The sequence below is a fragment of the Serratia sp. 2880STDY5682894 genome (genome assembly GCF_001537385.1).
Lineage (GTDB): Bacteria > Pseudomonadota > Gammaproteobacteria > Enterobacterales > Enterobacteriaceae > Serratia > Serratia nevei.
On the sequence record NZ_FCJA01000005.1, the window covers coordinates 358,901 to 383,986 of the forward strand.

Annotated in this window: 22 protein-coding genes; 14 read left to right on the forward strand and 8 right to left on the reverse strand. The window is 59.2% G+C overall.

Features of this window, described 5'->3' with window-relative positions; genetic code table 11:
* Positions 1-36 precede the first annotated feature (36 nt).
* The 10 genes from dnaE (at position 37) to AWX27_RS14290 (ending at position 16,059) form a co-directional block, all read left to right on the forward strand.
* Positions 37-3,525, forward strand: a complete 3,489-nt coding sequence (gene dnaE / locus AWX27_RS14245) for a DNA polymerase III subunit alpha (RefSeq protein ID WP_019455764.1) — start codon at positions 37-39, stop codon at positions 3,523-3,525.
* Positions 3,526-3,537: 12 nt separating this feature from the next.
* Positions 3,538-4,497, forward strand: a complete 960-nt coding sequence (gene accA, locus AWX27_RS14250) for an acetyl-CoA carboxylase carboxyl transferase subunit alpha (RefSeq protein ID WP_004931972.1) — start codon at positions 3,538-3,540, stop codon at positions 4,495-4,497.
* A 111-nt stretch (positions 4,498-4,608) separates the two neighbouring features.
* On the forward strand, positions 4,609-6,753 hold the full coding sequence (locus AWX27_RS14255) for a lysine decarboxylase LdcC (RefSeq protein ID WP_060423075.1): 2,145 nt from the start codon (positions 4,609-4,611) through the stop codon (positions 6,751-6,753).
* A 104-nt stretch (positions 6,754-6,857) separates the two neighbouring features.
* Positions 6,858-7,247, forward strand: coding sequence for a VOC family protein (locus AWX27_RS14260; RefSeq protein WP_060423077.1), 390 nt, complete (start codon positions 6,858-6,860; stop codon positions 7,245-7,247).
* Positions 7,248-7,336: 89 nt separating this feature from the next.
* The gene (gene cadC / locus AWX27_RS14265) at positions 7,337-8,890 is read left to right on the forward strand and encodes a lysine decarboxylation/transport transcriptional activator CadC (RefSeq protein ID WP_060423081.1); all 1,554 of its coding nucleotides are present in this window, start codon (positions 7,337-7,339) and stop codon (positions 8,888-8,890) included.
* Between the two features lie 369 nt (positions 8,891-9,259).
* Positions 9,260-10,603, forward strand: a complete 1,344-nt coding sequence (cadB, locus tag AWX27_RS14270; RefSeq protein ID WP_060423084.1) for a cadaverine/lysine antiporter — start codon at positions 9,260-9,262, stop codon at positions 10,601-10,603.
* A 95-nt stretch (positions 10,604-10,698) separates the two neighbouring features.
* Positions 10,699-12,837 carry a lysine decarboxylase CadA gene (cadA, locus tag AWX27_RS14275; protein WP_033649815.1) on the forward strand — a complete coding sequence of 713 codons (2,139 nt, stop codon included), beginning with the start codon at positions 10,699-10,701 and terminating at the stop codon, positions 12,835-12,837.
* Positions 12,838-12,905: 68 nt separating this feature from the next.
* The gene (gene dtpD / locus AWX27_RS14280) at positions 12,906-14,357 is read left to right on the forward strand and encodes a dipeptide permease DtpD (protein WP_033635723.1); all 1,452 of its coding nucleotides are present in this window, start codon (positions 12,906-12,908) and stop codon (positions 14,355-14,357) included.
* A gap of 56 nt (positions 14,358-14,413) precedes the next feature.
* On the forward strand, positions 14,414-15,745 hold the full coding sequence (gene tilS / locus AWX27_RS14285) for a tRNA lysidine(34) synthetase TilS (protein WP_060423086.1): 1,332 nt from the start codon (positions 14,414-14,416) through the stop codon (positions 15,743-15,745).
* Positions 15,745-16,059: a c-type cytochrome gene (locus AWX27_RS14290; protein ID WP_033649818.1), complete on the forward strand. Its 315-nt coding sequence runs from the start codon at positions 15,745-15,747 to the stop codon at positions 16,057-16,059. The genes tilS and AWX27_RS14290 overlap by 1 nt, the downstream gene beginning before the upstream one ends.
* 50 nt (positions 16,060-16,109) lie before the next feature.
* Here AWX27_RS14290 and rof read toward each other — a convergent pair whose 3' ends face one another.
* Together rof and AWX27_RS14300 are read right to left on the reverse strand one after the other, a co-directional pair.
* On the reverse strand, positions 16,110-16,373 hold the full coding sequence (rof, locus tag AWX27_RS14295; protein ID WP_004931991.1) for a Rho-binding antiterminator: 264 nt from the start codon (positions 16,371-16,373) through the stop codon (positions 16,110-16,112).
* Positions 16,360-16,560, reverse strand: coding sequence for a YaeP family protein (locus tag AWX27_RS14300; protein WP_004931993.1), 201 nt, complete (start codon positions 16,558-16,560; stop codon positions 16,360-16,362). The genes rof and AWX27_RS14300 overlap by 14 nt, the downstream gene beginning before the upstream one ends.
* Positions 16,561-16,774: 214 nt before the next feature.
* Here AWX27_RS14300 and AWX27_RS14305 point away from each other — a divergent pair, with 214 nt between their 5' ends.
* From AWX27_RS14305 to nlpE, 3 genes are read left to right on the forward strand one after another with little or no spacing between them, the layout of a single operon-like run.
* On the forward strand, positions 16,775-17,323 hold the full coding sequence (locus AWX27_RS14305; RefSeq protein ID WP_060423089.1) for a YaeQ family protein: 549 nt from the start codon (positions 16,775-16,777) through the stop codon (positions 17,321-17,323).
* Positions 17,324-17,326: 3 nt separating this feature from the next.
* The gene (arfB, locus tag AWX27_RS14310) at positions 17,327-17,740 is read left to right on the forward strand and encodes an alternative ribosome rescue aminoacyl-tRNA hydrolase ArfB (RefSeq protein WP_028127523.1); all 414 of its coding nucleotides are present in this window, start codon (positions 17,327-17,329) and stop codon (positions 17,738-17,740) included.
* A 29-nt stretch (positions 17,741-17,769) separates the two neighbouring features.
* A complete protein-coding gene (nlpE, locus tag AWX27_RS14315; RefSeq protein WP_033649820.1) occupies positions 17,770-18,453 on the forward strand; it encodes an envelope stress response activation lipoprotein NlpE in 684 nt (227 codons plus the stop codon).
* A gap of 60 nt (positions 18,454-18,513) precedes the next feature.
* On the opposite strand, the gene proS is transcribed toward nlpE, so the two are convergent.
* From proS to metN, 6 genes are all read right to left on the reverse strand, one after another.
* Positions 18,514-20,232, reverse strand: coding sequence for a proline--tRNA ligase (gene proS / locus AWX27_RS14320; RefSeq protein WP_041036458.1), 1,719 nt, complete (start codon positions 20,230-20,232; stop codon positions 18,514-18,516).
* Between the two features lie 120 nt (positions 20,233-20,352).
* Positions 20,353-21,060 carry a tRNA (N6-threonylcarbamoyladenosine(37)-N6)-methyltransferase TrmO gene (tsaA, locus tag AWX27_RS14325; RefSeq protein ID WP_041036456.1) on the reverse strand — a complete coding sequence of 236 codons (708 nt, stop codon included), beginning with the start codon at positions 21,058-21,060 and terminating at the stop codon, positions 20,353-20,355.
* Positions 21,057-21,461: an Rcs stress response system protein RcsF gene (gene rcsF, locus AWX27_RS14330; protein WP_033649823.1), complete on the reverse strand. Its 405-nt coding sequence runs from the start codon at positions 21,459-21,461 to the stop codon at positions 21,057-21,059. Before rcsF ends, tsaA begins: the two co-directional genes overlap by 4 nt.
* Before the next feature lie 114 nt (positions 21,462-21,575).
* Entirely contained in the window at positions 21,576-22,391 is an 816-nt protein-coding gene (locus AWX27_RS14335) for a MetQ/NlpA family lipoprotein (protein WP_041036453.1), read from the reverse strand.
* 39 nt (positions 22,392-22,430) lie between these two features.
* Positions 22,431-23,084 carry a methionine ABC transporter permease MetI gene (locus AWX27_RS14340; RefSeq protein ID WP_004932010.1) on the reverse strand — a complete coding sequence of 218 codons (654 nt, stop codon included), beginning with the start codon at positions 23,082-23,084 and terminating at the stop codon, positions 22,431-22,433.
* A complete protein-coding gene (gene metN / locus AWX27_RS14345) occupies positions 23,077-24,108 on the reverse strand; it encodes a methionine ABC transporter ATP-binding protein MetN (RefSeq protein WP_043139948.1) in 1,032 nt (343 codons plus the stop codon). The genes AWX27_RS14340 and metN overlap by 8 nt, the downstream gene beginning before the upstream one ends.
* 188 nt (positions 24,109-24,296) lie before the next feature.
* Here metN and gmhB point away from each other — a divergent pair, with 188 nt between their 5' ends.
* Positions 24,297-24,860, forward strand: a complete 564-nt coding sequence (gene gmhB / locus AWX27_RS14350; protein WP_038874480.1) for a D-glycero-beta-D-manno-heptose 1,7-bisphosphate 7-phosphatase — start codon at positions 24,297-24,299, stop codon at positions 24,858-24,860.
* Positions 24,861-25,086: the final 226 nt, after the last annotated feature.

Consider the following 25,086-nt stretch of genomic DNA (forward strand, 5'->3'; position numbering starts at 1 on the left):
TCAGCCTGCTGAGCCCCTTCAATCAGGTATCTGGAGATGGCCGAACCTCGTTTTATTCACCTGCGCGTCCACAGTGACTACTCCATGATTGATGGATTGGCCAAGACGGCGCCGCTGGTGAAAAGAGCCGCCGCGTTAGCCATGCCTGCTCTGGCAATCACCGATTTCACCAACCTGTGCGGGTTGGTGAAGTTCTACGGCAGCGCGCACGGCGCCGGGATCAAACCGATCATCGGCGCGGATTTTCATGTGCAAAGCGAAGAGCTGGGCGACGAGCTGGCTCAGCTGACGGTGCTGGCCAGCAACAACGAAGGCTACCAGAACCTGACGCTGCTGATTTCCCGCGCCTATCAGCGTGGCTACGGGGCCGCCGGCCCGACCATCGATCGCGACTGGCTGATTGAACATCGTGAAGGGCTGATTCTGCTCTCCGGCGCGCGTCAGGGCGACGTCGGCAAGTTTCTGCTGCGCGGCAACCAGGCGCAGGTGGATCAGTGTCTGGACTTCTACCAGCAGCACTTCCCGGACTGTTACTACCTGGAACTGATCCGCACCGGCCGCCCGGACGAAGAGAACTACCTGCATGCGGCGGTGGCGCTGGCCACCGAACGCGGTTTGCCGGTGGTGGCCACCAACGACGTACGCTTCCTGGTGGAAGACGACTTCGACGCCCATGAGATTCGCGTCGCCATCCACGACGGTTTTACGCTGGACGATCCCAAGCGGCCGCGCAACTACAGCCCGCAGCAATACATGCGCAGCGAAGACGAGATGTGCGAGCTGTTCGCCGACATCCCCGAAGCGCTGCTGAACAGCGTCGAGATCGCCAAGCGCTGCAACGTCACCATTCGCCTCGGCGAATACTTCCTGCCGCAGTTCCCGACCGGCGACATGAGCACCGAGGACTTCCTGGTACTCAAATCGAAAGAGGGGCTGGAAGAGCGTCTCGAGTTCCTGTTCCCCGATCCTGAAGTGCGCGCGCAGCGCCGCCCGGAATACGACGAGCGTCTGGACGTCGAGCTGAAGGTGATCAACCAGATGGGGTTCCCCGGCTACTTCCTGATCGTGATGGAGTTTATTCAGTGGTCGAAGGACAACAACGTGCCGGTGGGGCCGGGGCGCGGCTCCGGTGCCGGTTCGCTGGTGGCCTATGCGTTGAAAATCACCGACCTCGATCCGTTGGAATTCGACCTGCTGTTCGAACGCTTCCTGAACCCGGAACGTGTCTCGATGCCCGACTTCGACGTCGATTTCTGCATGGAGAAGCGCGACCAGGTAATTGAGCACGTGGCGGAGATGTACGGCCGCGAAGCGGTATCGCAGATCATCACCTTCGGTACCATGGCGGCGAAAGCGGTTATCCGCGACGTGGGCCGCGTGCTGGGGCATCCGTACGGCTTCGTTGATCGCATCTCCAAGCTGGTGCCGCCGGATCCGGGCATGACGCTGGAAAAAGCCTTCGCCGCCGAACCGCAGCTGCCGGAAATTTACGAGGCCGACGAAGAGGTCAAGGCGCTGATCGACATGGCGCGCAAGCTGGAAGGGGTGACGCGTAACGCCGGTAAACACGCCGGGGGCGTGGTGATCGCGCCGACCAAAATCACCGACTTCGCGCCGCTGTACTGCGACGCCGAAGGGCACCATCCGGTGACCCAGTTCGACAAGAACGATGTGGAATACGCTGGGCTGGTGAAGTTCGACTTCCTCGGTCTGCGTACCCTGACCATCATCGACTGGGCGCTGGAGATGATCAACGCCCGGCGCGCCAAGACCGGGCTGGAACCGATCGATATCGCCGCCATTCCGCTCGACGACAAGAAAAGCTTCGACATGCTGCAGCGCTCGGAAACCACGGCGGTGTTCCAGCTTGAATCGCGCGGCATGAAAGACCTGATCAAACGTCTGAAGCCCGACTGCTTCGAAGACATGATCGCACTGGTGGCGCTGTTCCGCCCGGGGCCGCTGCAGTCGGGCATGGTGGATAACTTCATCGACCGCAAGCACGGCCGCGAAGAGATCTCCTACCCGGATATCCAGTGGCAGCACGAGTCGCTCAAGCCGGTGCTGGAACCGACCTACGGCATCATCTTGTATCAGGAACAGGTGATGCAGATTGCCCAGGTGTTGGCCGGCTATACCCTGGGCGGCGCGGACATGCTGCGCCGTGCGATGGGTAAAAAGAACCCGGTCGAAATGGCCAAGCAGCGCGGCGGCTTTGAAGACGGCGCAAAATCACGCGGCATCGACGGCGAACTGTCGGTGAAAATCTTCGACCTGGTAGAGAAGTTCGCCGGTTACGGCTTTAACAAATCGCACTCCGCCGCCTATGCGCTGGTGTCGTATCAGACGCTGTGGCTGAAGGCGCACTATCCGGCCGAGTTTATGGCGGCGGTGATGACCGCCGATATGGACAACACCGACAAAGTGGTGGGGCTGGTGGACGAATGCTGGCGCATGGGGCTGAAGATCCTGCCGCCGGATATCAACAGCGGCCTGTATCACTTCCACGTCAACGACGACGGCGAGATCGTTTACGGCATCGGCGCCATCAAAGGCGTGGGGGAAGGGCCGATCGAGGCCATCATCGAGGCGCGCAACAGCGGCGAACAGGGTTACTTCAAAGACCTGTTCGATCTCTGTGCGCGCTCCGACATCAAGAAACTGAACCGCCGCATTCTGGAAAAGCTGATCATGTCCGGCGCGTTCGATCGCCTCGGGCCGCACCGCGCCGCGCTGATGAATTCGCTCGGCGACGCGTTGAAAGCGGCGGATCAGCATGCGAAAGCCGAAGCTATCGGCCAGGTAGATATGTTCGGCGTGCTGGCGGAGGCGCCGGAGCAGGTGGAGCAGTCCTACGCCAATATCGCCCCTTGGCCGGAGCAGGTGGTGCTGGACGGTGAACGGGAGACGCTGGGGCTGTACCTGACCGGCCACCCGATCACCCAGTACCTGAAGGAAATCGAACGTTACGCCGGTGGCCAGCGTTTGAAAGACATGCACCCGACGGATCGGGGCAAAATGACCACCGCCGTCGGGCTGGTGGTCGCCGCGCGGGTGATGGTGACCAAGCGCGGCAACCGCATCGGTATCTGTACATTGGATGACCGTTCGGGCCGCCTGGAAGTGATGTTATTCACCGAAGCGTTAGAAAAATACCAGCATTTGTTGGAAAAAGACCGTATCCTTATCGCCAGTGGACAGGTCAGCTTTGATGACTTTAGCGGCGGGCTTAAAATGATGGCCCGCGAGGTAATGGACATCAGTGAAGCCCGGGAAAAATACGCTCGCGGGCTTGCTATCTCGCTGACTGACAGGCAAATTGATGACCAGCTTTTGAACCGTCTCCGTCAGTCGTTGGAACCCCATCGATCGGGGACGATTCCAGTGCATCTCTACTATCAACGGGAAGATGCGCGAGCCAAGCTGCGTTTTGGCGCAACCTGGCGCGTGACGCCCACCGACCGCTTGTTGATCGACTTGCGGACGTTGGTAGGCAATGAGCAGGTGGACTTGGAATTTGACTAAAATAGGAATGCTATGAGTCTGAATTTTCTTGATTTTGAACAGCCGATTGCAGAGCTGGAAGCGAAAATTGACTCGCTGACTGCAGTCAGCCGTCAAGACGAAAAATTAGATATTAATCTGGACGAAGAGGTTCAGCGCCTGCGTGAAAAGAGCGTTGAGCTGACGCGCAAGATTTTTGCCGATCTTGGGGCTTGGCAGATTGCCCAATTGGCACGCCACCCGCGCCGTCCTTATACCCTGGATTATATCAAACACATCTTTACCGACTTCGAAGAGTTGGCGGGCGATCGCGCTTACGCCGACGACAAAGCGATCGTCGGCGGTATTGCGCGCCTGGATGGCCGCCCGGTGATGATCATCGGGCACCAGAAAGGCCGTGAAACCAAAGAGAAGATCCGCCGCAACTTCGGCATGCCGGCGCCGGAAGGCTACCGCAAGGCTTTGCGCCTGATGGAAATGGCCGCGCGCTTCAAGATGCCGATCATCACCTTTATCGATACCCCAGGCGCGTATCCGGGCGTGGGCGCGGAAGAGCGCGGCCAGTCCGAAGCCATCGCGCGCAACCTGCGTGAGATGTCGCGTCTGAACGTACCGGTCATCTGCACCGTCATCGGCGAAGGCGGCTCCGGCGGCGCGCTGGCGATCGGCGTGGGCGATAAGGTGAACATGCTGCAGTACAGCACCTACTCGGTGATTTCGCCGGAAGGCTGTGCTTCCATCCTGTGGAAGAGCGCCGACAAGGCGCCGCTGGCCGCAGAAGCGATGGGCATCACCGCGCCGCGCCTGAAAGAGCTGAAGCTGATCGACTCGGTGATCCCGGAGCCGCTGGGTTCCGCGCACCGTGACGTGCCGGCGATGGCGGCCGCGCTGAAAGCGCAGCTGCTGGCCGATCTGAAAGATCTGGACGGTCTGAACGACGAAGAGTTGCTCAACCGCCGCTACCAGCGTCTGATGAACTACGGCTACTGCTGAGTTCTGCGCTTCGCTGCAAGAAACCGCCTTCGGGCGGTTTTTTTTTGGCTACACACCGCCGGATTTTCGTGGTGTTATAGAGACTTGGCCGTTAACTGACAGGAGCTGCCGATGAATATCATCGCCATCATGGGCCCGACGGGCGTCTACTATAAAGATGAGCCGATCCGCGAGCTCCACGCGGCGCTGGCCGCCATGGGATTCCAGCTGGTGTACCCCAAAAACAGCGGCGACCTGCTGAAGCTGATTGAAGCCAACGCCCGCATCTGCGGGGTGATCTTCGACTGGGACGACTACAGCCTGGAGCTGTGCAGCGAGATCAACGAGCTGAACGAATACCTGCCGCTGTACGCCTTTATCAATACTCACTCCACCTTCGACGTCAGCCTGCATGAAATGCGCATGGTGCTCTATTTCTTCGAGTATGGCCTGAATGCGGCGGACGATATCGCGCAGCGCATCCAGCAGTACACCGCGGAATACATCGACACCATTACGCCGCCGCTGACCAAGGCGTTATTCAACTATGTGCGCGAAGGGAAGTACACCTTCTGCACGCCGGGCCACATGGCCGGCACCGCGTTTCAAAAAAGCCCGGTGGGCTGCCTGTTCTACGATTTCTTCGGCGCCAATACCCTGAAGGCCGACATCTCGATTTCGGTTACCGAGCTTGGTTCGCTGCTGGATCACACCGGGCCGCACCTGGAGGCCGAAGAGTATATCGCGCGCACCTTCAACGCCGAGCAGAGCTATCTGGTCACCAACGGCACCTCCACCGCCAACAAGATCGTCGGCATGTATTCGGCGCCGGCCGGCAGCACGGTGCTGATCGACCGCAACTGCCACAAATCGCTGTGTCACCTGCTGATGATGAGCGATATCGTGCCGATCTATCTGCGCCCGCTGCGCAACGCCTACGGCATCCTCGGCGGCATTCCGCAGCGCGAGTTTACCCGCGAAAGCATCGCCGCCCGGGTGCAGGAGACCGAGAACGCCACCTGGCCGGTGCATGCGGTGATCACCAATTCCACCTATGACGGCCTGCTGTACAACACCGACTACATCAAGCAGATGCTGGAGGTGCCATCGATCCACTTCGACTCTGCCTGGGTGCCTTACACCAACTTCCATCCGATTTACGACGGCAAAAGCGGCATGAGCGGCGAGCGGGTGCCCGGTAAGGTTTTCTACGAAACCCAGTCGACGCACAAGCTGTTGGCGGCCTTCTCGCAGGCTTCGATGATTCATATCAAGGGCGACTACGACGAGAGCACCTTCAACGAAGCCTACATGATGCATACCACCACTTCGCCGCACTATGGCATCGTGGCATCGATGGAGACCGCCGCCGCCATGCTGCGCGGCAACCCGGGGCGCCGCTTGATCAACCGTTCGGTGGAGCGTGCGCTGCATTTTCGCCGTGAAGTGCAGCGGCTGCGCGAGGAGAGCGACAGTTGGTTCTTCGACATTTGGCAGCCGGAAGAGATCGATGAGGCGCAATGCTGGCCATTGGATCCGGACGACAACTGGCACGGTTTTGGCCAGACCGATCGCGATCACATGTACCTCGATCCGATCAAGGTGACGATCCTGACGCCGGGCATGAACGAGCTGGGCACGTTGGAGGAGGAGGGGATCCCGGCGGCGCTGGTGGCGAAGTACCTCGACGAGCGCGGCATTGTGGTGGAGAAGACCGGGCCGTACAATCTGCTGTTCCTGTTTAGCATCGGCATCGACAAAACCAAGGCGATGAGCCTGCTGCGCGGCCTGACCGATTTCAAGCGCGCCTACGATCTCAACCTGCGGGTGAAGAACATGCTGCCGGATCTGTACGCCGAGGATCCGGATTTCTACCGCAACATGCGCATTCAGGATCTGGCCGCCGGCATTCACCGCCTGATCTGCCAGCACGATCTGCCGCGCCTGATGCAGCGGGCGTTCGACGTGCTGCCGGAAATGAAGCTGACGCCGCACCAGATGTTCCAGGAGCAGGTGCGCGGCAACGTGGAAACCTGTGAGTTGGATCAGCTGGTGGGCAAGGTGGCGGCCAATATGATCCTGCCGTATCCGCCGGGCGTGCCGCTGGTGATGCCGGGGGAAATGATCACCGAAGAGAGCCGGGCAGTGCTCGACTTTCTGCTGATGCTGTGCTCGATCGGCGAACGCTATCCCGGTTTTGAAACCGACATTCACGGCGCCAAACTGACGGAGGACGGACGCTATCTGGTGAAGGTGTTGAAGGCCCCGCAGCCGTAATGCATAACACGCCCGGCGGTTTGGAAGATATGCCGGGCGTTCTCATTGACGGCATCGCCGCCGCCGGATACCTTGCCTCATCAGACCGAACAGGAGAGGCCGCCATGCTGGCGTTACGTCAGGTACACCATATCGCGATCATTGGCGCGGACTACGCCGCCAGTAAGCATTTTTACTGCGACGTTCTCGGATTTACCCTGCTGAGCGAAGTCTACCGCGAGGAGCGCGGCTCCTGGAAAGCCGACCTGGCGCTCAACGGGCAATACACTATCGAGCTGTTTTCTTTCCCTTCGCCGCCGGCCCGCGTCAGCCGCCCGGAGGCCTGCGGCCTGCGCCATCTGGCGTTCAGCGTTGACGACATTGGCCAGGCCATCGCCCATCTGCAGGCGGCCGGCGTCGCCTGCGAACCGGTACGCGTCGATCCTTATACCCAATCTCGTTTTACCTTTTTCAGCGATCCCGATGGTTTACCGTTAGAATTATACGAGAGTTAACGGCTTAATCGCCTCCCGGCGGCCACAGCCGGGGGCGGTTATGCTATGATCGCGCCCTTGCCCTACATGCCTACAGAGTTATTTCCGCCATGCAAGAGCCTGCTTTTCGCGTCGGGGAGTGGCTGGTTACCCCTGCCGACAACACCATCAGCCGCGACGGACGCCAAAAAACGCTGGAACCGCGCCTGATCGACATGCTGTGCTATTTCGCCCGGCATCCCGACGTGGTGCTGAGCCGCGACGAGCTGATCGACAACGTCTGGAAGCGCAATATCGTCACCAACCATGTGGTGACCCAATGTATTTCAGAGCTGCGCAAATACCTGAAAGACGGTGACAGCGACAGCCCGGAATACATTATCACCGTGCCCAAGCGCGGGTATAAGCTGGCGACGTCGGTGATCTGGTGTGAAGAAGGGGAGACGCAACCCGCTCCCGCACAGGCGCCGCAGATCGCGGTGATCATGCATGAGCCGGAAGACGGCAGCGAGGAAGACGAGACGCCGTACGTACCGCCGCGGCGGGCAAGCGCACCGCCTGCTGCGCCCGGCGAAAAGAAGCCGCGTTTTTATCGCCGCTCGACCTTCTGGGTGTGGTTGGCGTTTCTGGCGGCGCTCAGCGTCTGCGTGGCGTTTGTCGGCATCGCCACGCTGTCGCAGCGCGTGCCGGTATCCACCATGCCGGTGCTGCTCAACCCGCGCGATATCGATATTCGCATCCAGGGCGGCGAGAGCTGCAGCAACTGGATGCCGCAGCTCTCTTATGTGGTGGGCGTCAGCGAGCTGATCACCGATTCGCTGAACACCTACTCGACCTTCCTGGTACACGACCAGACCAACTACAACTATTCCGGCCCCAGCAACTCGGGCAAGTCGCTGTATATCGAGTTCGTCAATCAGCGCCACTACCGCGCCCAGCAGTGTTTCCTGTCCGTGCGGCTGGTGGATAACGCCGACAGCTCAGTCATGCTGGACAAGCGTTACTTTATTACCGCCGATAACCAGCTGAAGATCCAGACCGACTTCCTTTCCAGCCTGTCCGCTGCGCTGAAGCAGCCCTGGCCGCCACAGCTGGAGCAGCGCCTGGCGCAGCTGCTGCCCGACAACGGGCCGTTGCTGCAGCGTTTCTACCAGACGCACCAGTTGCTGATCCACGGCGACGCCGATTCGTTGACCCGCGCCAGCGCCCAGCTGAGCGAGCTGATTAAAAGCGCGCCGAACTTCCATTACCTGCTGGCCGAAAAGGCGCTGGTGGATCTGCTGCGTAATTCTTATCAACCGTTCGACAGCCAGGCCCTGGCGCAATTGCGCGCCGATATCAGCCATCTGGCGACGATCCCCGAATTGAAAAACACGCCAATCATGCAGCAAGTTCTGGCGGTAGATGCATTGACGCAGGGGCGCATTGACGAGGCGCACCGGGCGATCGATCTGGGGATTGAATTGCAAATGTCGTGGCTGAATTATGTGCTGCTGGGCAAGGTGTATGAAATGCAGGGGCAGAACCATTTGGCGGCGGATTCTTATATTACCGCATTTAATCTTCGCCCCGGCGAAGACACATTGCATTGGATCACCAATGGCGTATTCCAAACGTCATTGACCAACGTGGTGCCTTATTTAAATAACTATCAGCGCCAATAATTAACCGATATCACGCCGCCATTATTCTCCGGGAATCATGGCGGCGTTATTTATTGGTGAAGGCATGTTGCGTGAATGTATTATTTTGCTGCGCGATATTATTTCTTTTTTGCCGTTTGTTATGCGTCATTAACCTTGTCATGTTGTTGTTTTTAAATGATGTTTATCTTTTCTTTAGCTTACCTTTTTATCTTGATGTGTTAATGAAAAACCTCAGGTTATCATTTGTATGATCATGAGCGTAATCTCACTTTATCTTTAGGACTTTATTCCCCCCGATGGTTAGCATCCTGACTATCAAGCCGGCTCATTAAAATCTTTTATTTATGGGTGTGGCTTATAAGAAACGTAAATCAGGAGAAACTGACCATGGCTTCACCCAAGAAAATAGGGCTTATTGCCTGCACCGGCGTCGTCGCCGGTAATATGATGGGGAGCGGGATTGCCTTATTGCCCGCCAACCTGGCGAGTCTCGGATCTATCGCCATCTGGGGATGGGTGATCTCGATTATCGGGGCGATGTCGCTGGCCTATGTGTATGCCCGCCTCGCCACCAAAAACCCGCAGCAGGGCGGCCCTATCGCCTACGCGGGTGAAATTTCCCCGGCCTTCGGTTTCCAGACCGGCGTGCTTTATTACCATGCCAACTGGATCGGTAACCTGGCCATCGGCATTACCGCCGTTTCTTATCTTTCCACCTTCTTCCCGGCGCTGAACAACCCGGTACCTGCCGGCATCGCCTGTATCGCCATCGTGTGGGTCTTCACCTTCGTCAACATGCTGGGCGGAACCTGGGTCAGCCGTTTGACCACCCTGGGCCTGGTGCTGGTGCTGATCCCGGTGATCGTGACGGCCACCGTCGGCTGGCACTGGTTTGACGTCGCCACCTATCAGGCTAACTGGAATACCTCCGGCACCACCGACAGCCATGCGGTCATCAAAAGTATCCTGCTGTGCCTGTGGGCGTTTATCGGCGTGGAATCCGCGGCGGTCAGCACCGGCATGGTGAAAAACCCGAAACGCACCGTGCCGCTGGCAACCATGCTCGGCACCGGCCTGGCGGGCATTATCTACATCGCTGCCACCCAGGTGATCAGCGGTATGTTCCCGGCGTCTGAAATGGCCGCCAGCGGCGCGCCGTTCGCCATCAGCGCCTCGGCGATTATGGGCAACTGGGCCGCACCGATGGTTTCCGCCTTCACCGCCTTCGCCTGCCTGACGTCACTGGGTTCGTGGATGATGCTGGTTGGCCAGGCCGGGGTCCGTGCCGCCAACGACGGCAACTTCCCGAAAGTGTACGGCGAGCTGGATAAAAACGGCATTCCGAAGAAAGGCCTGCTGCTGGCCGGTTGCAAAATGACCGCGCTGATGGTGCTGATCACCCTGATGAGCTCCGCCGGCGGTAAAGCGTCCGACCTGTTCGGCGAGCTGACCGGCATCGCGGTGCTGCTGACCATGCTGCCTTACTTCTACTCCTGCGTAGACCTGATCCGCTTCGAAGGGGTCAACGTGCGCAACCTGCTGAGCCTGATCGCTTCGGTGTGCGGCTGCGGCTTCTGCTTCATCGCGCTGATGGGCGCCAACTCATTCGAACTGTCCGGCACCTTTATCATCAGCCTGATTATCCTGATGTTCTACGCCCGGAAAATGAATACCCGCCAGGCTGCCAACGCAGCGGCGGTCGATGAAAACACCACGGCCAAAGCGCACTGATTCGCGTCCGCTGACCGACTGAATTTACCCAGCCCCTTTCTTTCCGACCTGTCAGCCGCGACGGGAAGGGGCTTGCTTTGCCAGGAGAAATGCATATGAACGTTATCGCCATCATGAATCACATGGGTGTCTACTTCAAAGAAGAGCCTATCCGTGAACTGCATCAGGCGCTGGAAAGTCTGGATTTCCGCATCGTTTACCCTAACGATCGCGAAGACCTGCTGAAATTGATCGAGAACAACGCCCGTCTGTGCGGGGTGATCTTCGACTGGGACAAATACAACCTGGAGCTGTGCGAAGAGATCAGCCAGCTGAACGAGTACATGCCGCTGTACGCGTTCGCCAACACCTATTCGACGCTGGACGTCAGCCTGAACGATCTGCGCATGCAGGTGCGCTTCTTCGAATATGCGCTCGGCGCGGCAACCGACATCGCCGCCAAGATCAAACAGAATACCGACGAGTATATCGACACCATCCTGCCGCCGTTGACCAAGGCGCTGTTCAAATACGTGCGCGAAGGCAAATACACCTTCTGTACGCCGGGCCACATGGGCGGTACCGCGTTCCAGAAAAGTCCGGTGGGCAGTATCTTCTACGATTTCTTTGGCCCGAACACCATGAAGTCGGATATCTCGATTTCGGTGTCCGAACTGGGATCGTTGCTGGATCACTCCGGCCCGCACAAAGAGGCGGAAGAGTACATTTCCCGCGTATTCAACGCCGAACGCAGCTATATGGTGACCAACGGCACCTCCACTGCCAACAAGATCGTCGGCATGTACTCGGCGCCGGCGGGCAGCACGGTGCTGATTGACCGTAACTGCCACAAGTCGCTGACTCACCTGATGATGATGAGCGACATCACGCCGATCTACTTCCGTCCGACCCGCAACGCCTATGGCATCCTCGGCGGTATTCCGCAGAGCGAGTTCCAGCGCGCCACCATCGCCAAACGCGTGAAGGAGACCCCGAACGCCACCTGGCCGGTGCACGCGGTGATCACCAACTCCACCTATGACGGCTTGCTGTACAACACCGACTTTATCAAGAACACCCTGGACGTGAAATCTATCCACTTCGATTCCGCCTGGGTGCCTTACACCAACTTCCACCCGATCTATAAAGGCAAGTGCGGCATGAGCGGCGGCCGCGTGGAGGGCAAAGTAATCTATGAAACCCAGTCCACCCACAAACTGCTGGCGGCCTTCTCGCAGGCTTCGATGATTCACGTGAAGGGCGACATCAACGAAGAGACCTTCAACGAAGCCTACATGATGCACACCACCACCTCGCCGCACTATGGCATCGTGGCGTCGACCGAAACCGCTGCGGCGATGATGAAAGGCAACGCCGGCAAGCGCCTGATCAACGGCTCTATCGAGCGCGCGATCAAGTTCCGCAAAGAGATCAAACGCCTGAAAGTCGAATCCGACGGCTGGTTCTTCGACGTCTGGCAGCCGGAGCATATCGATGAGCCGGAATGCTGGCCGCTGCGTTCCGACAGCGCCTGGCACGGCTTCAAGAACATCGATAACGAACACATGTATCTCGACCCGATCAAGGTCACCATTCTGACGCCGGGGATGAGCAAGGAAGGCGAGATGCAGCCGTTCGGGATCCCGGCCAGCATCGTGGCGAAATACCTCGACGAACGCGGCATCATCGTCGAGAAAACCGGGCCGTACAACCTGCTGTTCCTGTTCAGCATCGGCATCGACAAAACCAAGGCGCTCAGCCTGCTGCGCGCGATGACCGACTTCAAACGCTCGTTCGATCTGAACCTGCGGGTGAAAAACATGCTGCCTTCGCTGTATCAGGAAGCGCCTGATTTCTATGAAAACATGCGCATTCAGGATCTGGCGCAGAACATTCACCGCCTGGTGGAGCAACACAACCTGCCGGACCTGATGTATCGCGCGTTCGAAGTGCTGCCAACCATGGTGATGAACCCGTACCAGGCGTTCCAGAAAGAGCTGCACGGCGAAGTGGAAGAAGTCTATCTGGAAGAGATGGTCGGCAAGGTCAACGCCAATATGATCCTCCCATACCCACCGGGCGTGCCGCTGGTGATGCCGGGCGAAATGCTGACCGAGGAGAGCCGGCCGGTGCTGGAGTTCCTGCAGATGCTGTGCGAAATCGGCGCGCATTATCCGGGCTTTGAAACCGACATTCACGGCGCCTATCGTCAGGCCGACGGACGTTATCGGGTGAAAGTGCTGAAGGCGAAATAACCGCAGCCAATAACAGGGGAGGCGCTCGCGCTTCCCCTTTGTCGTTCACCGACTGATGGGAGACCTCCATGAAAACACCCTCACAGCCGCGCGCAATCTACTATGTCGTAGCCATACAAATTTGGGAATATTTCAGCTTTTACGGCATGCGTGCGTTACTGATTCTCTATCTGACCCACCAACTCGGCTATACCGACAGCCACGCCATCGATCTCTACAGCGCTTACGCTTCGTTAGTTTATGTCACTCCTATTTTGGGCGGCTGGCTCGCCGACCGCCTGCTGGGCAATCGCGTCGCGGTGATTGCCGGCGCGGCGCTGATGACGCTGGGGCATATCGTGCTCGGCCTGAGTGCGGTCTCCGCCCAGTCGCTCTATCTGGCGCTGGCCATCATCATCTGCGGCTACGGCCTGTTCAAATCCAATATCAGCTGCCTGCTGGGCGAGCTGTATCCGGCGCAGGACTCGCGCCGCGAAGGGGGCTTCTCGCTGCTGTACGCCGCTGGCAACGTCGGTTCCATTTTGGCGCCGATCGCCTGCGGGTTGGCGGCCGAGCGCTATGGCTGGCACGTCGGCTTTGCGTTGGCCGGGATCGGCATGTTCGCCGGCCTGGCGATCTTCCTGCTCGGCGGGCGCCACTTCCGCCATACCCGCGGCGTGAATGCACCGCTGATGCGTGCCAAAAGCCTGGGTTTGCCGCACTGGGGTTGGCTGTTGGCGGCGCTGCTGGCATCGCCGCTGTTCTTCACGCTGCTGTTTGTGCACGACTGGGCCGGCTATTTGCTCGGGCTGGTATGCGTGGCGGCGGTGGTGCTGGTGGCGCGCATTATGCTGCGTGCGGACGCCGGCCAGCGCCGGGGGCTGTGGCAGATCGTTGTGCTGATGCTGCTGGGCACGCTGTTCTGGGCTTTCGCCCAGCAGGGCGGCAGCTCCATCAGCCTGTTTATCGATCACTTCGTCGATCGGCGCTGGTTCGGCTGGACGGTGCCGACCGCGCTGTTCCAGTCGGTTAACGCCTGCGCGGTGATGCTGGGCGGCGTGGCGCTGGCATGGCTGGCGAGCGGCGACGGCACGGGCGATCGCACGCTGCGCATCTGGTGCAAGTTCGCCTTCGGTCTGCTGTTGATCGGCGTCGGCTTTACGCTGATGGCGCTCAATACGCGGCTGCACGGGCCGGGATCGATGGGGCTGATGATCGCCGGCCTGGCGGTGATGGGCTTCGCCGAACTGTTTATCGATCCGGTGGCGATGGCGCAGATCACCCGGCTGAATATCCCCGGCGCCACCGGCGTGCTGACCGGTATCTATATGCTGGCGACCGGCTCGATCGCCAACTACCTGGCGGGCATTATCGCCAATCAGACCGCCGAGGATCACATCGAGGGGGCGGCGATGCAGGCGTATGGCCGCATTTTCGCTCAGATCGGCTGGGGAGCGGCCGGATGCGCGCTGGCTGTGATCGCGGTGCTGGGCGGCTGGTGGTTGCTGACGCGGCGCCAGGCCCGGACGGTTAATGCTTGATTGATGACGGTAGGCGGGGTTAACGTGCAGCTATGTAGAAGTGACAAAGCCTACCGATGAATACTGATCAATTAACGACGCGGGTGGCAGACCAGTTGGGCGCGCAGCAGCGGCTGCTGGTGGCGTTCAGCGGCGGCCTGGATTCCAGCGTACTGCTGCATGTGCTGGCGGCCTTGCGCCGCCAGCGTCCGGCGCTGCAGCTGCGTGCGCTGCACGTGCATCACGGCCTGAGCGCCTTTGCCGACCGCTGGGTTGAGCATTGCCGCAGCCGCTGTGCCGACTGGCAGATCCCGCTGACGGTGACGCACGTGCAGGTGGACGCCCGCCAGGGCGGTATCGAAGCGGCGGCGCGTGCGGCGCGCTATACCGTCTTCAGCGCCGCGCTGACGGAGGGCGAAGCGCTGCTCACCGCTCAACACCTCGACGATCAAAGCGAAACCTTCCTGTTGGCGCTCAAGCGCGGCAGCGGGCCGGCGGGGCTGTCGGCGATGGCGGCACGCGCGGCGTTGGGCGAGCACCTGCTGTTGCGGCCGCTGTTGGGTTGTTCGCGTCAGACGCTGGAAAGCTACGCGCAACGCCACGCCTTAACCTGGATAGATGACGACAGCAATCAGGACACGCGCTTCGATCGCAATTTCCTGCGCTTGCAGGTGCTGCCGCAGCTTAATCAACGCTGGCCGCACTTCGCCTCGGCGGTGTCGCGCAGCGCCGGCCTGTGCGCCGAGCAGGAGCAACTGCTGGACGAACTGCTGGCGGAACCGCTGCAAAGCCTGTTGGCGGCGGATCGCTCATTGGCGATTGACGGCCTGACGGACTGTTCGCCGGTGCGGCGCTTCGCCTTGCTGCGGCGCTGGATCGCATTGTTTAACGTCACTATGCCGGCGCGTGAGCAGCTTCAGCGCCTGTGGGAAGAGGTGGCGCTCAGCCGGGAGGATGCCGAACCGCAGCTGCAGCTCGGCGCCTATCAGATTCGCCGTTTCCGCGGCCGGTTGCACCTGTTGCCGCCGCTGGCGGCGCTGCGCGATGTGCATCTGCCCTGGCAGCCTGACCAGCCGCTGACGTTGCCGGACGGGCTGGGGCAGTTGATTCCCGGTGAGGGCGAGCTGGTGCTGCGCGCACCGCAGCCATCGCAACAGGTCAGCGTTCGGTTCGGCGGCGTGCAGGGTGTGGTGCGCATCGTGGGGCGCGCCCATTCGCGGCCGATAAAAAAACTGTGGCAGGAGCTGGGTATTCCGCCCTGGCAGCGTGAACGCATCCCGTTGATTTATTATGATGAGCAGCTGATCGCCGCGCTGGGCGTATTCGTCTGTGAAGCGGGGCAGGTGCCGGAAGGCGAACGCCCGTGGCGGCTGCGCTGGGAAAAAAATCATAATAGCGAGGAGCAATGATGAAGTTTGTGGGGATCACGCTGTTGGCCACCGGCCTGTTCAGCCTGCCGGCGTTGGCGGCGGGGGATGCGGCCGCCGGCCAGGCGAAAGCCGCCGCCTGCGCGGCGTGCCACGGCGCGCAGGGCAAGGTGACGGTGCCGATGTACCCGAATCTGGCCGGGCAGAACGCCATGTACCTGCAGCACGCGCTGCAGGCGTATAAGAAAGGGGAGCGCAACGGCGGCCAGGCTGAGGTGATGAAGGCCTATGTGTCGGGGCTGTCGGATGACGATATCGCCGATCTGGCGGCCTTTTACGCCAGCCTGAAGCCTTAAATGACGAGGGCAGCCGTTGGGCTGCCCTGTTGGGATGGGGTTACCGCTGCTCAGTCCGACAGACTGACGACCACGGTACCGATTTCCGGATGACTGAAACTGCTGATATGGTCAAGGCGCAGGTCGCGCTGTTGGCCGTTCTGTTCGATGGTCAGATACTCAACGCGTTTCTTTTGCAGCAGGTCGATCGCCTTGGCCTCGATCACTTCTCCGTCGCGTAACTCCAGCTTCAGAATAAGTTTATGCTGACAGGCGAGTTCCAGGTTGTCGTAGTCATCGCAATTGATGGGTTGGTACTCATCATTCATCAACATAGTCGCTCACCAATAAGTTAGCGGCGGCAAAGGCCGCCTGTTCCCTAACGGAGGACGGTAGCGCGTCGTTCGCTGCGACATCGTCCAATGCCTTTAACGCACAAGCCAGCGCATCAGGCACGTAGCCAAGATCTCCACTGCCAATCTCGGCGTAAGTACGGCGTACTAACTCACAGTATTGTTGCACAGTTTCCTCCCTTAAGAACCTCTGCATCATCAAGACCGCTCTCGCGATGAGGCGCAGGCTCTCGGAGTTTTATCCTATCCTAGACGACTATAGCACAGCTGTTATGGAGTTATCAGCACCCTGGCACGCCTTTCGTTCTGCGCCGGGCCGGGCTGCGCTGGCGGCGTTCGGCACTGATCAAGTACACTGTCGCCGGATAATAACGAGGTCACCCATGGCGCTGAAAGCAACCATTTATAAAGCCGCGGTCAATATCGCTGATATGGATCGTCACTTCTACCACGACGCCACGCTGACGCTGGCGCAACACCCGTCCGAAAACGAGCAGCGTATGATGCTGCGTTTGTTGGCCTGGATCTGCCATGCCAACGAGCGGTTGGTGTTCACCAAAGGGCTGAGCGCCGACGATGAGCCGGAGATCTGGCAGCGCAACGACCACAACGGCCTGGAAATGTGGATCGAGATGGGATTGCCCGACGAGAAGCGTATTCGCAAGGCCTGCAACCAGTCACCGCGCGTGGTGCTGTACGCTTACGGCGAGCGCGCCGCGCACGTATGGTGGCAGGGAATGCAGGGCAAGGTGGCCGGCCACAAGAACCTGAGCGTGCGTTTCCTCGACGACGAACAGCTGGCGCGCCTGACGGCATTGGCCAGTCGCACCATGACGCTGCAGGCGACGTTGCAAGAGGGAACTATTTGGCTGTCCGATGCTCAGAATAGTCTGGAAATCCAGTTTGCCGAGTGGCAGCAGGCACAGGTGTGACCGGTGCTTGAACTGTCAAGAAACGTAGCCATACCGGATAATGAGCTGGAATTGACGGCGATCCGCGCGCAGGGCGCGGGCGGCCAGCACGTGAACAAAACCTCAACGGCGATCCATTTGCGCTTTGACATCCGGGCATCCAGCCTGCCAGAGTATTATAAGGAACGGCTGCTGGCGCTGAATCATCATCTTATTACCGCTGATGGCGTGGTGATTATCAAGGCGCAAGAGTATCGCAGCCAGGAATTGAATCGCGAAGCGGCGTTGGCCAGGCTGGCCGCGCTGATTCGGCAGGCGATGGTGGTGGAAAAAACGCGCAAGGCGACCAAGCCCACGAAAGGGGCCAAACTGCGTCGCCTGGAAGGCAAGGCGCGTAAAGGCGCCACCAAGGCGCTGCGTGGCAAGGTTCGCACTTAGGAATACATGAACACAGTAGGAGAATAACTGTGAAAAAAATTACGGTAGCCCTGTTCCTCGCGGCAGGCGCACTCTCGTTGTTGGGATGCAACAATCATTATCAACCGAAGGAACAACCGCTGCAGCCGATGCCGCAGAGCTATCAAGGGGTGTTGCCTTGCGCCGATTGCGGCGGTCTGGATACGGCGCTGTTCCTGGATGAGGACGGCACCTTCGTGCTGCAGGAAACCTATCGCGGCACCAAAGACGGCGATCAGACCTTTGCCGATTACGGTAAATGGGCGCGCACGGCGGATAAACTGGTGCTGACCGACAGCAACGGCGAAAAACGCTACTTCCGCCCGGTGGGCAAGAGCCTGGAAATGCTGGATCGCAGCGGCGTGCCGATCGAGTCCAAGCTGAATTACCGCCTGGATCCGGTTGAGAAGCCGTTGCCTAAAACGCCGATGACGTTGAAAGGCAGCTACACCTATATGGCGGACGCGGCCGTCTTCAAGGACTGCGCGACCGGCAAAACCTTCCCGGTAGACAACAACATCGCGCTGGAGCAAGGTTACGCCAAAGCATATAAGACCGCCGGCGAGCCGGTATTCCTGACGTTCAGCGCGCACTTCAGCGTGCAGCCGTCGATGGAGGAAGGTCTGACCGAAAAAGCGCTGGTGCCGGACGGTAAAATCGCGTTCGACCGCAGCAAGAACTGCAGCAGCAAATAAGCAATTTCGGATATAAAAAAACCCGCCTGAGCGGGTTTTTTATTTTCTGACGTTCGTCGCTTAGCGTTTGATCTGGCCCAGCAGGAAATCAACGATTTCGCCGGTTTTGATCATTTGCTTCTCGCCGACGCGGCGGTTCTTGTACTCGATCTCTTCGTTGTCGAGGTTGCGGTCGCCGATAACGATAGAGTGCGGCACGCCGATCAGCTCCATATCCGCGAACATCACGCCCGGACGCTCTTTGCGGTCATCGAGGATCACGTCGATGCCGTGGGAGCGCAGGGTGTTGTACAGCTCTTCGGCCAGCGCCTGCACGCGGAACGACTTGTGCATGTTCATCGGCAGGATCGCTACCTGGAACGGCGCGATGGCGTCCGGCCAGATGATGCCGCGTTCGTCATGGTTCTGCTCGATGGCGGCGGCCACGACGCGCGTAACCCCGATGCCGTAGCAACCCATGGTCAGCACCTGGTTGCGGCCGTCTTCGCCCTGCACGGTCGCTTTCATCGCTTCCGAGTACTTGGTGCCGAGCTGGAAGATATGGCCCACTTCGATGCCGCGTTTGATCAGCAGCGTGCCCTGACCGTCCGGGCTGGCGTCGCCTTCCACCACGTTACGGATATCGGCCACCTGTGGCAGCGGCAAGTCGCGCTCCCAGTTGATGCCGAAGTAGTGTTTGCCGTCAACGTTGGCACCGGCGCCAAAGTCGCTCATCGCCGCTACGCTGCGGTCAGCAACCACCGGCATCGGCAGGTTGACCGGGCCGAGTGAACCCGGGCCGGCGCCGACGATGGCGCGAATTTCTTCTTCGGTGGCGAAGGTCAGCGGCGCGGCAACCTGCGCCAGCTTCTCGGCCTTGATTTCGTTCAGCTCGTGATCGCCGCGCACCAGCAGGGCAACCAGCTTGTGGCCGCTCTCTTCGGTGGCGCGCACCATCAGCGTCTTCACGGTTTTTTCCACCGGTAACTGGAACTGCTCGACCAGCTCAACGATGGTTTTGGCGTTTGGCGTATCCACCAGGCGCAATTCTTCGCCGGCCGCCGCGCGTGGAGCCGCCGGTGCGACCGCTTCCGCCAGCTCGATGTTGGCGGCGAAGTCGGAACCGGTGGAGAACACGATATCGTCTTCACCGCTGTCTGCCAGCACCTGGAATTCGTGCGAGGCGCTGCCGCCGATCGAGCCGGTATCGGCCTGCACCGGGCGGAAATCCAGGCCCATGCGGCTAAAGATTTTGCTGTACGCTTCGTACATCGCGTCGTAAGTCTCCTGCAGAGACTCCTGTGAGGTATGGAAGGAGTAGGCATCCTTCATCAGGAACTCACGGGAACGCATCACGCCGAAACGCGGGCGCACTTCATCGCGGAACTTGGTCTGGATCTGGAAGAAGTTCAGCGGCAGCTGTTTGTACGAGCTGATCTCGTTGCGGATCAGATCGGTGATCACTTCTTCATGCGTCGGGCCCAGCACGAACGGACGGTCGCCGCGGTCGACAAAGCGCAGCAGCTCGGGGCCGTATTGCTCCCAACGGCCGCTTTCCTGCCACAGGTCGGCAGGCTGAACCACCGGCATAGACACTTCGATCGCATTAGCATTGTTCATTTCTTCGCGAACGATGTTTTCAACCTTTTTCAGAACGCGCAGGCCGGTCGGCAGCCAGGTGTAAAGACCGGAGGCCAGCTTGCGGATCATCCCGGCGCGCAGCATCAGCTGGTGGCTGATCACTTCGGCGTCGGCAGGTGTCTCCTTCAGAGTGGAGAGCAGATATTGGCTAGTACGCATGGTGTTTTGGTTCCGTTAGAACTGCAAATTGCATCGGGCTGCCAGAGTGGCGGCCAAAAGTGACAAAAGTGGTTTAGTTTACCAGCGCGAGCGGGTCGCCAAAAGAGAGGCGGCGGAATTTTAACGCGGGTCGAGCGCCAACACTTCGGTATGACCGTCCACGACGCGCCAGCGCACGTTGAAATCCAACAGCCAGACGGCGTAATCCCGTTCGACGTCCTCTCCTTTACGATAGGCGGGACGGGGGTCTTGCGCTAGCACCTGGCTGATAAAACGCCTTAATTGCGGGTAACGCGCCTGATGTTGCTGCAGCTGCTGTTCGGCCTGTGGCGCGAAGCGCACCGGCATGTCGCCGGTGGGCGCGGCCTGGGCAAAACCGGCGCGGGCCTGCGGCTGGCTCTCGGCGAACGGCAGATAAGGCTTGATGTCCACCACCGGGGTGCCGTCGACCAGATCGAGGCTGCCCAGCTCCAGCACCACTTCGCCGTTTTTTACCCGCACGCCTTTCAGTTCGATCAGGGACATGCCGAGCGGGTTGGGGCGGAAGGTGGAGCGGGTGGCGAACACGCCCATGCGGGCATTGCCGCCTAAACGCGGCGGTCGCACCGTCGGCCGCCAGCCGCCTTCCAGGGTTTGATGGAAAATGAACATCACCCACAGATGGCTGAAATCGCTGAGGCCGCGTACCGCCTCCGCCTGGTTGTAGGGCGGCAGCAGCAGCAGTTCGCCACCACCGTCTTCGACCAGCCCCGGCTGGCGGGGAACGGCGAATTTTTCTTTATACGGCGAGCGGATCACGCCGATCTGCTCGAAAACGAATTCGGTCATTTGGACGAGACGTTAAGCGCCGAGCCCTGGCAGACGGCCTGCTGGTAACAACCGGCGACGCCGCTGACAATCTGGCAGTCGTGCAGTAGCACGGCGTTGGCCTTCATGTAAGACGCGCGGATTTGCATGCGCTTACGGGCGGTGGCCAGATTCGGTGGGGAGTCTTGTACGGTGGTTTGGCACGATTCGCCGGACACTTCACCCAGATCGCGGAACGGTTTGCCCACGAGCTCTTCTGCACTTTTGTACAGTTTTACCGGAGCAGGGCGGGCGGCCGGCGTGGTCTTGGCCGGGCTGGTGGTGGTCGGCTTGCTGGTGCTGTTTGTTGAGGACGGCGCGATACGTTGCGATGAACATCCGGCCAGCGCGAGCGCTAACAAACAGAGAGGTAAAACACGCATTGAGATTCCTCTGCCTTAATGAAAGTGGCGCTATTGAAGCAATCTATGGCGGAAATAACAAGACGGGCCTTGGCCCGTCTTGCAATTATAGGAATAAAATTGGCGAATAAGCGCTTACCAGCCTTTCACCGCACCACCGTTGAAGATTTTGTTGGCGGCGGCGTCGACTTCGTCAGACTGATAGGCCTGCACGAATTTCTTCACGTTTTCCGCATCTTTGTTATCTTCGCGCGCAACCAGCAGGTTGACGTAAGGCGAGTCTTTGTCTTCCACGAACAGACCGTCTTTCGCCGGCGTCAGGCCGATCTGGCTGGCGTAAGTGGTGTTGATTACCGCCAGCGCGATCTGCTGATCATCCAGGGAACGTGGCAGCTGAGGCGCTTCCAGCTCAACCAGCTTCAGGTTTTTCGGGTTCTCGGTCACGTCCAGCACGGTCGGCAGCAGGCCAACGCCGTCTTTCAGTTTGATCAGGCCGACTTTCTGCAGCAGCAGCAGCGAACGGCCCAGGTTGGTCGGATCGTTAGGCAGTGCGATCTGAGAGCCGTCTTTCAGTTCGTCCAGCGATTTGATTTTCTTGGAGTAACCGGCAATCGGGTAAACAAAGGTGCTGCCGACCGGCACCAGCTTGTAACCGCGATCTTTGATTTGCTGATCCAGGTATGGCTTGTGCTGGAAGGCGTTCAGATCGATATCGCCTTTGCTCAGCGCTTCGTTAGGCAACACGTAGTCGTTGAAGGTCACCAGCTCAACGTCCAGACCGTATTTCTCTTTCGCCACTTTCTGAGCGACTTCAGCTACTTGCTGCTCAGCGCCGACGATCACACCGACCTTGATGTGGTTTGGATTCTTTTCATCCTGGCCACAGCCCGCCAGAGCCAGAGTACCGATCAGTGCGCCAATTGCCGCGATGGATTTAAATTTTAACGACATATCCCTTCCTCATTAGACTCGCATTAACATGCTGTGAAACTATTTATGGGTAACGGCTTTGACGATGCGATCGCCGCAGAACTGGATCAGATAAACCAAAACTACCAGTAATACTAATACGGTATTCATCACTGTGGCGTTATAACCGATATAACCGTATTGGTAACCGATTTGGCCCAGACCACCGGCGCCGACCGCGCCGCCCATGGCGGAGTAGCCCACCAGGGTGATCAGCGTGATGGTTGCGGCGTTGACCAGGCCCGGCAGGGCTTCCGGCAGCAACACTTTCTTGATGATCTGCATCGGCGTGGCACCCATGGCGCGCGCCGCTTCCACCAGACCGGACGGGATCTCCAGCAGGGCATTTTCCACCATGCGCGCGATGAACGGTGCGGCACCCACGGTCAACGGCACGATGGCCGCCTGCAGACCGATAGAGGTGCCGACGATCATGCGGGTAAACGGAATCATCCAAACCAGCAGGATAATGAACGGGATGGAACGGAAGATGTTCACCAGCCCGGACAGGATTTTATACAGCGAGTTGTTGGCGATGATTTGCCCCGGGCGGGTGACATACAGCAGCACGCCGACCGGCAGGCCGAGCACGAAACCGAAGAAGCCGGAGACAAAGGTCATCATGACGGTTTCCCACACGCCACGCGCCATCAACCACATCATTGCCTCAGACATAACCCAGAACCTCTACTTTTACCTGATTTTCTTGCAGGAACTTAATCGTCGCCAGCGCGTCTTCGTCGCTGCCGTGCAGCTCCGCCAGCATCACGCCGAATTTCACGCCGCCGGCATAATCCATCTGGGCGCTGATAATGTTGTTGTTCACGTTGAAGCGGCGAGCGGCTTCAGACAGCAGCGGCGCATCGACCGACTGGCCGGTGAATTCCAGGCGCAGCAGCGGCTGGCGGTCGCCCTGACGTTCCGGCGACAGGCGCACGGCGTAGTCGTCCGGGATATCCAGATGCAGCGTGGACTGAATGAACTGCTGGGCCAGCGGGGTTTTCGGGTGTGAGAACACTTCGCTGACGCTGTCTTTTTCGATCAGTTGCCCCTGGCTGATGACCGCGACCTGGTCGCAGATGCGTTTCACCACGTCCATTTCGTGGGTGATGAGCAGAATGGTCAGGCCCAGACGGCGGTTGATGTCTTTCAGCAGTTCCAGGATGGAACGGGTGGTGGCCGGATCCAACGCGCTGGTGGCTTCGTCGCACAGCAGCACTTTGGGATTGCTGGCCAGCGCACGGGCGATCGCCACGCGCTGTTTCTGGCCGCCGGACAGGTTGGCCGGGTAGGCGTCGTGCTTGTCCGCCAGGCCGACCAGCTCCAGCAGTTCGGTCACGCGCTTTTTGATCTCGGCGCGCGGCGTATTGTCCAGCTCCAGCGGCAGCGCCACGTTGCCGAACACCGTGCGGGAAGAGAGCAGGTTGAAGTGCTGGAAGATCATGCCGATTTGGCGACGGGCGCGCGTCAGTTCGCTTTCCGACAGCGAAGTCAGATCCTGACCATCGACCAGGACCTGGCCGGACGTTGGGCGCTCCAGCATGTTGGCGCAGCGGATCAGCGTGCTTTTGCCGGCACCGGAAGACCCGATAACGCCATAGATTTGCCCGGCAGGGACGTGAAGGGTCACGTCAGAGAGCGCGGTAATAGTGCGCGAACCCTGCTGGAACACTTTAGTGATGTTAGAAAGTTTAATCATATTCTTCTTATTTTAGCGTGGTTGCCCGTGGCTAGATAAAAGTAAACCTCGGCGTGGAACCAAGGTATGGATCAGATGTTAAGGCGTCTAGACGTCTAAGTCAACGGCCAACGACGTTCTCCGGCGTTCTCAGTGCGGGGCAAAACATGCGATACTGTCAGCGTATACAGGCCCTCAGGAGCAAAGCGGTGACACAAAGCGTTCCAGCAATTTTTCTCGATCGTGACGGTACGATTAACGTTGACCATGGCTATGTCCATGAAATCGACAACTTCCACTTTATTGACGGCGTGATTGACGCCTGTCGCGAACTCAAAAAGATGGGCTTCGCGTTGGTGATGGTGACCAACCAGTCCGGTATTGCGCGCGGCAAGTTCAGCGAAGACCAATTTATGTACCTGACCGAGTGGATGGACTGGTCGCTGGCCGATCGCGACGTCGACTTCGACGGCATCTATTTCTGCCCGCACCATCCGGAGGCAGTAATAGAAGAGTATCGTCAGGTGTGTGACTGCCGTAAACCGCAGCCGGGCATGCTGCTACAAGCGCAGCAGGAATTGAACATCGATATGGCCGCTTCTTATATGGTGGGTGATAAACCGGAAGATATGCAGGCGGCGATCGCAGCCGGCGTCGGCACCAAAGTGCTGGTGCGTACCGGTAAGCCGGTGACGGAGCAGGGCGAGCAGCTGGCCGATTGGGTGCTAAATAGCCTGGCGGACCTGCCGGCAGCCATCAAAAAGCGGGTTTAATAGGCGTTACGAATGAATAGTGAGCGGTCAGATAAAAAATGCATATTATCGCTTGTCATTCTGAACCGGCTCCCTATAATGCGCCTCCATCGACACGGAACATGTGAACAACTTCACAGAGTATCCGGGGGGTCGCAGAGAAAAAATCCTGAAAATTAGGGTTGACTCTGAAAGAGGAAAGCGTAATATACGCCACCTCGAGTTAGCAAGCGAAAGCGCCTAACTC